Annotated in this window: 9 protein-coding genes; 3 read left to right on the top strand and 6 right to left on the bottom strand. The window is 46.5% G+C overall.

Annotated features, from left to right (window positions below):
- Positions 1–113: 113 nt before the first annotated feature.
- Positions 114–1,286, bottom strand: coding sequence for a hypothetical protein (locus tag ACR64Q_RS20760; protein WP_313732981.1), 1,173 nt, complete (start codon positions 1,284–1,286; stop codon positions 114–116).
- A gap of 97 nt (positions 1,287–1,383) precedes the next feature.
- Between ACR64Q_RS20760 and ACR64Q_RS20755 the strand changes: the two genes are divergently transcribed.
- Complete coding sequence (locus tag ACR64Q_RS20755; RefSeq protein ID WP_313732980.1) at positions 1,384–1,623, top strand: helix-turn-helix domain-containing protein; 240 nt, start codon at positions 1,384–1,386, stop codon at positions 1,621–1,623.
- 49 nt (positions 1,624–1,672) lie between these two features.
- Here the strand turns inward: ACR64Q_RS20755 and ACR64Q_RS20750 are convergent, their stop codons facing one another.
- The 5 genes from ACR64Q_RS20750 to dnaA all read right to left on the bottom strand — a co-directional run bounded on the left by ACR64Q_RS20750 (position 1,673) and on the right by dnaA (position 12,186).
- Entirely contained in the window at positions 1,673–5,695 is a 4,023-nt protein-coding gene (locus ACR64Q_RS20750; RefSeq protein WP_313732979.1) for an NACHT domain-containing protein, read from the bottom strand.
- Between the two features lie 267 nt (positions 5,696–5,962).
- A complete protein-coding gene (gene gyrB / locus ACR64Q_RS20745; protein ID WP_313732978.1) occupies positions 5,963–8,368 on the bottom strand; it encodes a DNA topoisomerase (ATP-hydrolyzing) subunit B in 2,406 nt (801 codons plus the stop codon).
- A gap of 120 nt (positions 8,369–8,488) precedes the next feature.
- Positions 8,489–9,562, bottom strand: a complete 1,074-nt coding sequence (gene recF / locus ACR64Q_RS20740; protein ID WP_313732977.1) for a DNA replication/repair protein RecF — start codon at positions 9,560–9,562, stop codon at positions 8,489–8,491.
- 14 nt (positions 9,563–9,576) lie between these two features.
- Entirely contained in the window at positions 9,577–10,680 is a 1,104-nt protein-coding gene (dnaN, locus tag ACR64Q_RS20735; protein ID WP_313732976.1) for a DNA polymerase III subunit beta, read from the bottom strand.
- A gap of 189 nt (positions 10,681–10,869) precedes the next feature.
- Complete coding sequence (gene dnaA, locus ACR64Q_RS20730) at positions 10,870–12,186, bottom strand: chromosomal replication initiator protein DnaA (RefSeq protein ID WP_026147079.1); 1,317 nt, start codon at positions 12,184–12,186, stop codon at positions 10,870–10,872.
- 121 nt (positions 12,187–12,307) lie between these two features.
- Here dnaA and gmk point away from each other — a divergent pair, with 121 nt between their 5' ends.
- Both gmk and ACR64Q_RS20720 read left to right on the top strand, forming a co-directional pair.
- Positions 12,308–12,922, top strand: a complete 615-nt coding sequence (gmk, locus tag ACR64Q_RS20725) for a guanylate kinase (protein WP_020484045.1) — start codon at positions 12,308–12,310, stop codon at positions 12,920–12,922.
- Positions 12,923–12,939: 17 nt separating this feature from the next.
- Positions 12,940–13,383 (top strand): hypothetical protein, encoded by a 444-nt coding sequence (locus ACR64Q_RS20720; protein ID WP_313732975.1) that lies wholly within the window; start codon positions 12,940–12,942, stop codon positions 13,381–13,383.
- Positions 13,384–13,391 lie beyond the last annotated feature (8 nt).

Here is a 13,391-nt window from a genome sequence, read left to right as displayed (position 1 = left end):
TTAAACTAACTCTCGGACTCAACGGAAACTGGTATCAAAGACTCGTTGCACTCAGCAATCAACCTGACTAATTTAGACAAACGATAAGACTCAGTCCATTGGGTCGTAAAAAGTTACATTTTTGGCCTGGCAATTTTATCCAAAGCCAAATTGAATCCATCATCCCCACGTTTCAGAAAGTCATCGTATAAAACGTAACTGATCATACTTCTAGGTAGTTCGTGGTTTCTGTGAAAGGGTGTCACCACCCATTTTTCGGCCTTAGCTCTATCTACCCAACGTTGGCATGCTCCGATCATGTAATTAGCAGCATGCTGTGGGGCGCAGGAAGTCCTGACCAAGAAGTCAGCCGCTGCCTTGGCTCCCGCATAGATAATTCGATAACATTGTGCCACTGAATAATCCTGTAATAGATTATTCAGCATCATCGATGTACTGCGCTGAGCCGAGGCCGGCAATCCGCGTTGTTTGGCGCAATAGTCGTAAAACTCCTTAATTTCGGCAAATGCTAGAACGCGCGCTAAATCCGGCAACTGACCAGACCAATGCCTAGGCCATTTTCTCTGGGCGACGCGTTGTTCTATGCTTTGAATCAGATTCGTGCGGGTGATTCTGGATATACTCCAGAAAATCGGAAAAGGCGTTTCAATTCGCACTTCATTTCCGAACACACTGAAGTTATCGGGTACCGCTGAATTCAAAACGCTCAGTAATTTTGCCTGGCATAATTTTTGGATTAGCGTATGACCATAATTACCTTTTGGCGCAAATGGCACCGTTGACATGCTCAAAGCCGCCGACACCGCTATAACATCAACATCGGCAACCCCAGGACAACGTAATAGCGACAGCAAAGCGACTGCCAGTTCCAGTGTTAGATTATCAGGCTCAATACTCAGATTTGCGGTCTGTCCGCTTGAGGCATTTTTAATATCAAAAACGTTTCGTAAAACTTTGCCTGAATCTAATGTCCGACGATTACGGCAATGGTCACATTTGCATCGAGAAGTATCTTCATGTCTGCATTGGGAGCAACGCGTCGTTGTTTCATAATGCGCACTCCTGGATATTCTTGGCGACATCATGGCAGCATCGCAACAAGGACATACCAAAGACGAATGAATTATTGGCGGGAATAATTTGAATAGGTGATGCGGGTTGCAATCGACTTTAAATTCTCCCAGTAAATCGGCAATGGTTTCTCCCGCGTAGTACCGTGAAATCAGATTATCTATCTGACTGTCTGAAAGATGAGCCAATTTGGGGTGGATCGACGAATTCGGCATTGGATCGCAAAGACAAAGCGCCAAATATAAGCCTACAGAACATAATTGTCACTCATAGAGCGTGGCCTCATAGGGTACCGGTTAGTAGCATCATGAGATGCCTACCGATTCCCAGCCCAAGCCTGATCCACTTGTCTTATTTGGACAACGTCTTGTCCAATTGAGAAAAGAGCGCGGCTGGTCTCAAGAGCAACTCGCACTGGAATGCGGCATGGCTAGAAGTTATTTGGGCGGAGTAGAGCGGGGGAAACGAAATATTGCTTTGCTGAATATTTGTAAGTTGGCAGATGCGCTATCAGTGTCACCGGCGGAGATGCTGAAACTTAGTAACGACTAAAGTTACAAGCATTATTCGGCAATCAGTTAATAGTTGCCACACAAGGTGCTTAATTGGTTGCAGCCAGCGGGTGACAAAGATTCAGCACGATTGACTTAACTTTTGTTTTTTCGTCGGTATTCTTCAAAGCACACTGGTCGGCTTTTTCACTAAACTCGCCTATTGAGGAACGCGACTTACCAAACCAACCTACCAGATAGATCCCACAATTACGGGATTCCCCATCGAGATATTTTCCAACCAATTGCTCAGGAATATCCTTCTCGGGTTTGGCCTTATTATTTGGCTTTACTTCAATCACTACGCAAGGATGCGACTGATGGAGATTTGCGTCGGGTGAAACCGCTTGAATAAATAAATCGGTTCTTTCACCGATACCAAAGTCGTGCAAATTCCTGATTTCCACTTCCCTGTTGATGATGATTCGACCGTCCCGCCATTCCCTGTCCAAATAAAATTTCAAAAAGTCGGAAAGCCTCTGCTCGGAAAAAGGTTTACTTTGTTTTTCATCCCAAAGAAAAGTCACTAACGGCGGCGAGCCGTGTTGGGCTTCATGCGCAAAACGTTGTAAGGCTTCTTCAACAACATTCATCAATTCAAAGCTATTCCGAACTACCGAAGCATGGGCGTCTGATAACAGCCGAATGGACTGAGCGAACGACAGCCTCGTCCGTTCTTGCCGCCAGAGATTTTTACAGGCGTCGGCTTTCGCCCTGACTAACCAAGAACTGTCGGGATAGGCTTGGAAAATTCGATCCAATTGATTGATTGCGGCCGGCGTTGCCAATCCTACCAACCATCCGATAATGCTATCTCGAAATTGGACAACCTCCAGCCTAGGATACGGCGTGAATACGCCATTTGGCGTAGGAGGGTCTTCCGATGGTGGAAATAAGTGACGAATTCTCTCGTACAGCCATCCTAATTGCTCAACATCCAGCTTTGAATAAACAGACGTTGTGCGCCAAGCATTGTCTGCAACACCCAGTATGACTTCTTGGGCCAGATCAGCCTCATTCGTTAATAGCTTTTGAAGAGTCGGCCAAGTTTGTGTGAGTGCATTCAGAAATAATGTATTGGCCACCTTAGAACGATTACTCAAATCCGGCTCGGTTGTCAGCCAATCAATAAGCCGCTCTATGACGCCTTCAACTTTATTGCGGACTAATAATTCGGCCAGTTGTAATCGACAGTAAAACGGCCAATCGGAATGAGTTAATCGAGTGGTAGCTAACTGTTGTAAAAAACTCGGATGCCAAACGTCCTCACACGAATCAAGGATATGAAGATTTCCCTGTTTCGCTTCATGGTCAGCCCGTTTCAATACCGCAATATCAAACGCTTCCGGGACTATTGATCTTATTTTTCTAAAAATTCGCTTTTGGGTTTCTGCGTCGAAGAAGTGGGTAACAACTACCAAACACCAACGGCTTAAATTTTCATTGGACAAACGCTGAAAATTGTTGGTGTCGGAAACAATGGCGACAGCCATACCGCAAGCAGCTTGCGCAAGCGTACGAGAATTTTGAAGCAGAATTTCATCCTCTGGCGGCTCGGAACATTCCAAGTAATCTATTGCCGCCCCGACGATTCGGCTTCGAAGTTCGCTATCGGCTATTTGCCAACCAGGTAGAGAATCTGGGTCATGTGTAAAAGACTGCGAACCATCCTCATCCAACGCCAGCGATGCAATCAAATTTGGCCAACATTTGAAATCACCCGATTCACAAGCAGCCAGATTGGTTTCGATATAAAACTCGGGAGGATTTGGAAGTGACTGTGCCTGCCTAGGTTCATCAAGACGAGCCATCAACGCTTTATTTTCCAAATATTGAACTTTGAACCGAACGGTTTCTTCGCTATTTAAATACATCGGACAAATTAACCAAGCTAAATGTACCGCTAATATCGGATCAGGATTGGCGACCGCCACACCAGCTCTAAGCAATACTTGTTCTACAGCGTTACGAGTTTCGTAACGCCTGATTAAATGGTCAACAATGGCCGCAATGACATGTCTTTCCGATTCCAAAGAAGTACTATCCAACCGATCAAACAGCCACGTGCTATCTTCTTCCCTAAAACAATTCAAAGTGACAAATTTCCAAATGTCGCTCGCATCAACTTGGTGTATTAGTTCAGCGAGAACAAGCCGTCGATTCAGGAGGCTGTCGAAAAAGTTTTGAGGACGATTTCTTTCCAGTCCGTCGAATAAATAATCATGGTGATAGCGAAGCGCTTTGATCGCGTAGACTAACGTCTCAACCATACCTTCTACATTCACGTAATCAAAAGCTTTGGCTAATAGCCGGCTTTTCAATTTGTTCGAGGTGAACTGGTCATGACTAATTGGCACATGTTGGGCAATCCACTTTAAACCAGTTATCAAACCCTTGGTATCTAACTGATCTAGGAATGAATCCTCATAAACATGATAGCGAAGCTCAGAACATGCTGTTTCTAGGAAAGAAGGGGAAATTTGGTGAAAAAAGGCTTCAGCACCCATTAAACCAGGCCCTAGTAAAGACAATGCGAGCCCCTTTAGCCGCAAATTATTAGCGAACTCAGCTAAGGGAAGCAGCAATTTTTTCGCGTCATTACCCATGTGCATCATAGAGGACATAGCCAACTCGCGAAGTTGAATATCTTCCAATTCGTCTAATGCAATTTTAGCCAATTCAGAACCTAGTGCTTTTAACTCGCAGGCATTAACAATTCGGATTGCCAGTGACCGGCCGGCGAAAGGAATAGAACTGTTCCCTATAACGCAGGACAAACTAGATTCGAGGCCAGAATAATTCAGTTTGGCAAGCCTTTGTTTATCGTAAGCAGGGCGGTGCTCCTCTACCGCCAAACGTAAAAGCCCATCAACTAGCGATGGTAATTCGACCTGCTGTAAAGTTGCGAAATCGGCCTCCAACGCTGCCTCCGGTTCATTGTTGACTAACCAAATTCGAAAGTCGGCATCGAGAGCAGCCAACCAAGCTGCCGTTTCATGCAAGTCTGGAATCAACCGTTGACTATCTGGGTGCAAAATTACTTTTAGCTTTTGCTCGGTAGATATTGGACTTTTCGCAATATACCAAGCTGCCAGAAACTCGGCGAAAGTACGGCTGGCAAATTGAAATCGCGTGCCGTCGAGCCTGGCAAAGATTCCGGTCAATTCCAGGGTCTCTTTGACAGCTTCATCACTTATTTCTTGGCCCGCTTCTTTGCTGGTTACCTGCCTGGCATCGAACAGACCGTTTGGGCATTGAACACGCGGTCCGAGCCAAATACTATTACAACCCTGCAAGACATAACCCAGCGCAATCTTAGTAGCGACTCGAAATCTATCACTAGCCGGAATTTGGCTTTTGAAACCTGTGATTTGCCGCTCTGGACTATCCTCGCAGAGCAGTTCCAATCCTTGCTCGAAAATCTCGGTTCGCAACTTCCGTAACCGATTTTCTTGAAAAAGCCTGAGCATGAATTGCAACGTAACCGGCAGGGCTGCCAATTGCTCCACATTACGTTCAGTTACGGTATTTAAAAACTCTTCGGCATTAATTTGGCTGAGGTTTGCAGCAATACGTATATCGTCTTCGCGGAGTGGGCATAAGCGCCACGACTCTACGGGAGATTCAGCGACCGAACGCCAGCGTTCCGAAAAGGCCTTTTCCAATCTTTCCGGCCAATGGGATGGTCTGCAAGTGATACGGACAAAAACCCGCTCGGGATATTTGACCTTGTTGATGAAATTGCTAATTAGCCAATCGCCTGGAGCTGGGAGCGTGCATTCGTCAAAGCTGTCGAGGAGTATCCAGAGATGGCGGCCTTGTTCAACAAGCTTAAACTCATCCGAATCCAACAACCGCTGCCCATCCCCAGAATCGAAGATTTTTAGATCTTTAATGATAACCAAATCGTCAGGGTGCTCTTTTTCGAGCCGTATCTGTTCGTCCGCTAAAGCGTGGCTTTTTCCATAGCCAGGTTCGCCTAACAGAATCAATACCGGAATCTGAGTTAACTCGGCAAGTTGTTTAGGCAGAGCTTGGTAATAATGACTGTGTTCTGGAGGCGGTAAAGCCAAGTAACCGCTTTGAACAAATACGCTGTTGCTGTTTCCCTCTGGGAACCAGTATCGAGGCCATGGGAAACAGCAGCTTGTATTAGGCAATTCCACCAATCCAAATTAAATCGAGATAGGCAGGTACCTCAAAACGAGTACCTGCTTTTTGCGATGCGATGTTCTTAGTTTGAAAAAATAAGCAATAACTGTCGGATTATTTCATTTTTTGTGTCACTAGTTTTTCACTAATTTGGCACACTTTTCACTTTTTGTGTCACTCGACAACAGCTATACGTCCAAATTCGCCACATCCAAGGCGTTCTTCACAATGAAATCCCGACGTGGTTCCACGACATCGCCCATTAGGGTGGTGAAGATTTCGTCGGCGGCGACTACGTCATTGATGGTGACTTGCAGCATGCGGCGGCTGTTGGAGTCCAGGGTGGTTTCCCAGAGTTGTTCCGGGTTCATTTCGCCCAAACCTTTGTAGCGCTGGATATGCTGGCCTTTTTTGACTTCTTTCATCATCCATTCGAACGCTTGTTTGAAGGTATCCACTTGTTGTTCGCGCTCGCCCATGCGCATGACCGAGGTTTCGCCGAACATGCTGAGGGTTTTTTCCACGAAGCGGGCGATTTTTTGATAATCATTGCCGGCGAAGAACGGCGCATGCAGGACAAAGCTTTTGGTAATGCCGTGCAGGCGCTTGCTAACTTCTATATCAAAGTCGTCGCTGTCGCGATATTTTAGCTGGGTGCTGAATATGGCTTTGTGGCCGCCCTCGTTCAGATTTTTTTGCAGCAAATCGAACCAGGCTTGCAGCTTTTGCTGATCGGCTTTGATGTCGTCGCTTAACACCTGCATGTAGGTCATTTGCTCCAAGTACAGGTCATCGTAGCGTCTGGATAGGCGATTGATGATGCTCATCACGTCGGCAAATTCTGTCGCCAGCTTTTCCAGGCCTTGGCCTTGGATGACCGGGGTGTCGGCATCAGTTTGTAATTGCGCTTTATCCAAAGCCAGTTGGATTAGGTATTGGTTTAAAGCGTTGTCGTCTTTGACGTAATGTTCTTGTTTACCTTTTTTGACTTTGTACAAAGGCGGTTGGGCGATGTAGATGTGGCCTCGCTCGACCAGCTCCGGCAATTGCCGATAGAAGAAGGTCAGTAACAGGGTACGAATGTGCGAACCGTCGACGTCCGCGTCGGTCATGATGATGATGCGGTGGTAGCGGAGTTTGTCGATGTTGTATTCGTCTTTACCGATACCGCAGCCCAGCGCGGTAATCAGGGTACCCACTTCTTCCGATGAAATCATTCTGTCGAAGCGGGCGCGTTCCACGTTAAGGATTTTACCTTTCAACGGCAGGATGGCTTGGGTGCGGCGATCACGGCCCTGTTTGGCGGAGCCGCCCGCCGAGTCCCCTTCCACTATGAACAGTTCGGATAGGGCTGGATCTTTTTCCTGGCAATCTGCGAGTTTTCCGGGTAAGCCGGCAATATCCAGCGTGGTTTTGCGGCGGGTCATTTCGCGGGCTTTTCTAGCGGCCTCGCGGGCTCTAGCTGCATCGATGATCTTGTTGACGATGGCTTTGGCGACTTGCGGTTGCTCCAGCAGGAATTCCTGCAGTTTTTCGTTCATGGTCGATTCGACCAGCGGTTTTACTTCCGATGAAACCAGTTTGTCTTTGGTTTGCGAGGAGAACTTAGGATCTGGGACTTTCACCGATAACACCGCGGTCAAGCCTTCGCGTGCATCGTCGCCGGTGGTGGCCACTTTCTCTTTTTTAGCCAGGCCGTTGGTTTCGATGTATTGGTTAATGGTGCGGGTTAATGCACCTCTAAATCCGGCCAAATGCGTACCGCCGTCGCGCTGCGGGATGTTGTTGGTGTAGCAGAACACGTTCTCTTGGTAGGAGTCGTTCCATTGCATCGCCACCTCTACCGTTACGCCTTCTTTTTCGGCGATAAAGTGGAAGACTTTTTCAAACAGCGGGGTTTTGTTTTTGTTCAGATGTTGCACAAAGGCGCTGATGCCGCCTTCGAATTCGAATACATCTTCTTTGCCGGTTCTTTCGTCGCGGAGGGAAATTCGTACGCCAGAATTTAAAAACGACAGTTCACGCAAGCGCTTGGCGAGGATGTCGTAGTGAAATTCGATATTGGTAAAGATAGTAGGGCTGGGTTTGAAGTTTATGTAGGTACCGCTGCCTTCACAGTCACCTATCACGGCTAAGGGCGATACTGGCTCGCCTAGGATGTATTTTTGCATGTGCAGCTTGCCGTTCTTACGAATCTTCAGCGTTAGCTCTTCAGACAAGGCATTTACCACCGAGACACCTACGCCGTGTAAGCCACCAGAGACTTTATAGGCGTTATCGTCAAACTTACCGCCGGCGTGCAGGATCGTCATGATAACTTCCGCGGCGGAACGGCCTTCTTCTTTGTGAATATCAACAGGGATGCCGCGACCATCGTCATACACGGATATTGACCCGTTCTCATGAATCACGACATCGACGCCTTTGCAGTATCCGGCTAATGCTTCGTCGATGGAGTTATCGACGACTTCGAATACCATGTGATGCAAGCCGGAGCCGTCATCGGTATCGCCGATGTACATGCCGGGACGTTTTCTGACCGCATCCAATCCTTTAAGTACTGTGATATTCGAACTGTCGTAATTTTCACTCATGGGTATATCCATTGTGTTGTGTTTTACCGCAACGATGCCTGGCTTTCATATCGCACATGAAGCCGTTGTATCGTGTGTGATGGGAGTTGTTAATTTTTATTATTTGTTCCACGTGAAACATTAAAGTTGTTTTACTTCGCCTTGTTCCACGTGAAACCATTTATAGTTATCCACTGAACTTAAGTCACCAAAATCAGCTATATCGGTACTGCTGATAAAAACCTGACAACTCAGTCCAACGAGGTATTTTATCAATTTTGCCCGGTTTTCTGTATCCAATTCAGATGCTAGATCGTCAATGAGAATACAGCAGGAGTATGGGCTTTCCTGATTCAATAAAGTCACTTGTGCCAACATCAGTGCCAAAACTAAGAGCTTTTGTTGTCCGCGTGACAGATAATCTTTAGCCAATCTTTTATCTTGATAAGTGTGAAAGTCCGCTCGGTGCGGTCCGCTATGCGTAAAGCCGTAGCGTATGTCTCGCTCCAGATCGTTTTTCAAAATTAAGTCTAGGGCTTGCCTATCATCCCAGCCGGGCAAGAAGCGTAAATCAACATCGTCCTTATTTAAGAAGTGGCTAGCCATTTCTAAAAACACCGGTTGCAAGCTTGCTACATAGGCCAAACGAAACTCGTTAATCACCTGCCCATATTCCACAAGTTCCTTATCCCAAGCCGGAAGCTGTTTGAGTTGCCGGGTTTTCAACAAAGCATTACGTTGGTGCAAAGCTTTATTAAACTTGCGCCAACAGGGCAAAAAGTTTTTGTGTTGATTAAAAATACCCCAATCCAAAAACTCCCTTCTAATCTGCGGCCCTGAATCTAGTAAACGATAACTCTTGGGATGAATCAATTGCACCGGCAGTGCGTAGGCCAAGTCGGCTTTTTGTCGATCTTCCTGATCGATGCGGATCTGGCATTGTTTGTTATCAATCTGTATTCCCAGCGTACTGACCGAACCGGACTGTTGCCGATTTTGCGCGGAAACGGTCAATTGCGACTGCTCGAAAGCAATGGCCTGCTTGGTATGGGTAGTTCTAAACGAGCGAGATCTACCCAAAATAAAAATGGCTTCCAGCAGCGAACTCTTGCCGCTGGCATTGGCGCCGGTGATCAAATTAATGGCGGGCGACGGCGAGATGCTTGCGGAATGGATGTTTCTGACCGACAGCACATCCAGCTTTAACAAGGTCATAATCGCTAAACGACCTACATCCGCATTGGCATGACAATAAATTTAAACAATGGCTGTTCGGGTTCTTCGATGAAACAACTGCTGGCGTTGCCGGCTATGGTCAGCACCGCCATTTCTGAATCCAAGTTGGATACTGCATCCAGCATATATTGCGAATTAAACGAGATGCTCAACGGCTCGCCTTGATAATCGATGATCAATTCTTCCTCGGCCTCGTCATGCTCGGGATTATGGGTACTGAGTTTCAACAAATCGCCGGAAATATCGAAAGTCACACCCTTGTATTTTTCATTGGACAGAATCGCTACCCGCGTTAACGCATCTCTCAAGACTTGTTTTTGGATCAACAACGGACTCATAAAACTTTGATTGAACACTTTACTGAAATCCGGGAATTTGGCATCGATCAGCTTTGACGAGAACACCACATCCTTGTAATAAATTCGGATGTTGTTGCTGGAAAACTGGATGTTCAATTCTGCGTCTGCATCGTCCAGCAAGCGACTAAGCTCCTGCACCGCTTTTCTAGGAATGATGATGCGGGATTCATAACCGGTCGCTTGGCCGATATCGTCTTCATAAATCGATAACCGATGGCCGTCGGAAGCCACCAGTTTGAGTTTGGAATTGCTCACATTCAACAACAAACCGTTCAGGTAATAGCGTACGTCCTGATTGGCCATGCAAAACACGGTTTTATCCAAAGCTTTCTTGAATTTACCGGCATTGAGCAAAAAGCTATGTTCAAACTCGGACTCGTTGAACTCTGGATAATGTTCCGCCGGTAAAGTACTCAAAGAAAACCGGCTGCGGCCGGAAACGACCTTAACTTTATCGTCTTGCAATTCAAAGTGAATTTCCGCGCCATTCGGTAACAAGCGGCAAATATCCAGAAACTTTCTAGCAGGAACCGTGATTTCCCCGGAATGCGCTATTGACTCGATATTTAACTTAGCAACAATCTGAATTTCTGTATCTGTACCGGTCATCACCAACTGCTCGTCGCTAGCCTGCAACAACACATTGGACAGAATCGGCATGGTCTGCCGTTTCTCGATAACGCTGACGATTTGTTGCAGCGGTGGCAAGATTTGATCTCTGCTAATAATAAATTTCATATAAATATCTTTTATATATTGTTACTACTATGTAAACAAAAAGCTGTGGAAAACCGGTTTTATATAATTTAAATCAAAATCTTAGCATGTATCAAACATTGTTGCCGGATACCGCTTTAGCTTGTATGGGGTTTGTGGATAACCCGGATAGGGTATTTTCGGCGCACTTTATCCACAACTTACACGCAATTAATGGGATAAGGTTCTCAACAGGTTTTTGTAATCTTCAGCCATCTTCACATCGTCGTCTTTCAACTCAGCCACGCGCTTGCAGGCATTGATGACCGTAGTGTGATCGCGCCCACCGAAGGCGTCGCCGATTTCCGGATAGCTGTGAGAAGTCAATTCCCTGGCCAGACACATAGCTACCTGTCTAGGCCGGGTGATGGATTGTTTGCGATTTTTTGAAGATAAATCGGCCACTCTGATCTTGAAATACTCGGCCACTGTCTTCTGGATGTTATCGATGCTGATCAACTTGTCTTGCAAACTAATCAAATCATGTAGCGCTTCCTTGGTAAATTCCAAGGTAATGTCGCGGCCGGTAAATTGCGAATTGGCCACCACCCGCCGTAACGCACCTTCCAGATCTCTAACATTGGAAGGTATGCGTTTAGCAATAAAGAAGGCGATATCTTGATCCAGATCCACACCTACCTGCATAGCCTTTTTTATCAAGATCGCGGCCCGGGTTTCCAGATCCGGCGGTTCTATCGCCACCGGCAAGCCCCAACCGAAGCGAGATTTCAAACGGTCTTCCAGACCATCTATTTCTTTCGGATACTTATCGCAGGTCAAAACAACCTGATGTTTGTTATCCAGCAGATTGTTAAAGGTGTGGAAAAACTCTTCTTGCGAACGTTCCTTGCCGGCCAGAAACTGGATGTCGTCCATCAATAAAATATCGATGCTGCGGTAGTATTCTTTAAACTGGTTGATGCTGTTTTGCTGTAGCGCCTTGACCATGTCCTGCACGAATTTCTCGGAATGCAGATAGACAATATTGGCATCGGGCTTTTTCAACAGCACAGCGTTGCCTATGGCATGCATCAAATGGGTTTTACCCAAACCGGAACTGCCGTAGATAAACAGCGGGTTGTAGACCTTGCCGATGTTATCCGAAACCGTCATCGAAGCGGCTCTGGCCAACTGATTGGATTTACCTTCCACAAAGCTCTCAAAGGTGAAGGCTTTGTTTAAAAAATTCGGTTGATTCTTCTTTTGGGTCGGACTCTTGCTGAGTGTTGGTGCTTTGATAGCCGGCGATTTTTTACTACCTATTTCAAACTGCACCGCCAAGGTTGCATTGGAAAACTCGTTGACCGCATCTTCGATGATCGCGAAAAAATGCTGTTTGATATGGTCGATAATAAAGCGGTTGGGAGCAAGTAATTTTAACTGGCTGTCGGTTTCCACTGCTTGCAGCGGCCTGATCCAGGTGCTGAAATCGGTACTGGGAATTTCATGTTCAAGCTTGGCCAGGCAGTTGTTCCAAATCACACTCATCGGCATTCAAGAAGGGGCTTAGAAAGGCCTTGCATGATACCACAGTGACCGCTTAGGGCTTGACTCTGTGGACGTTATCAGAAAAGAATGACGGCCGCATGGATAACCCTCATTACTACACATGATTTCGGGCAAACTTTATATTATTTCTGCGCCATCCGGGGCGGGCAAAACCAGTCTGGTTAAGCAACTGATTGCCGAGACTGACGATCTGGCCGTCTCGGTGTCGCACACTACCCGGGCAATGCGCAGCGGCGAACAAGATGGCGTCGATTATTTTTTCGTCTCTGTTGACGAATTTAAAGCCATGATCGAACGGCAAGCCTTTTTGGAGCACGCGCAAGTGTTCGATAATTTCTACGGCACCGCACAGCAGACCGTGGAAGATAATCTGGCCAAAGGCTTGGATGTGATCTTGGAAATCGATTGGCAAGGCGCTCAGCAGGTAAGAAGAATGTTGCCGGAAAGCCTGTCGATCTTCATCCTGCCGCCATCCATCGAGGTATTGAGCCAGCGTTTGCAAAATCGCGGTCAGGATAATCCTGAAGTGATTGCCCGACGCATGCGCGATGCGGTGACTGAAATGAGCCACTATCCGGAGTACGACTATCTGATCGTTAACGACGATTTCAATCTGGCTTTGCATCAACTAAAAAGCATTGTTACCGCAAACCGCTTAACCCAAAGTCAACAACAACAAACCTTGGCGCCATTGCTGCAAGATTTACTTAACTAATAAAACTAACAACACTTATGAAAACTAGAAAAACTTCTTATCTCTTTGCGACGTTGATTGTTTCAGCGTTGACCATTGCCGGCTGCTCCAGTGATGAAGCGGAAACCCCAAAAGATAGCGCTAGCGCCGGCACTGCCAAAAAAGCGGTACACAGAGTAGATACCGGCGAAGCCACTGAACCCGAGAAACGCCAGTTCGAAAAAGAGTTTTCCGCTAAATGCGTTGAACGGGAACTGAAAAATTCGAATAACAAAGACGTCGATGAAAAACGTTTTGAAGAAAGTTGCGACTGCATCGCCGAACACATCATGAAAGATCTGTCGGAGATCGATGCCGAGAAATATCTGGAAGACCACGAAGACACCCACACCTTGCAGATCAAATTCGACGCTGCGGCTTATTTCTGTTTGCAAAACAAACCGCAACCCAAAGGCCCGCATTTGTTTGGCAAACCGCAATAACAATGTAG

The organism is Methylomonas sp. 2F7 (assembly GCF_057126975.1).
Note: the sequence above shows the minus strand (reverse complement) of the source record. Positions and strands in the feature narration are given on the sequence as shown.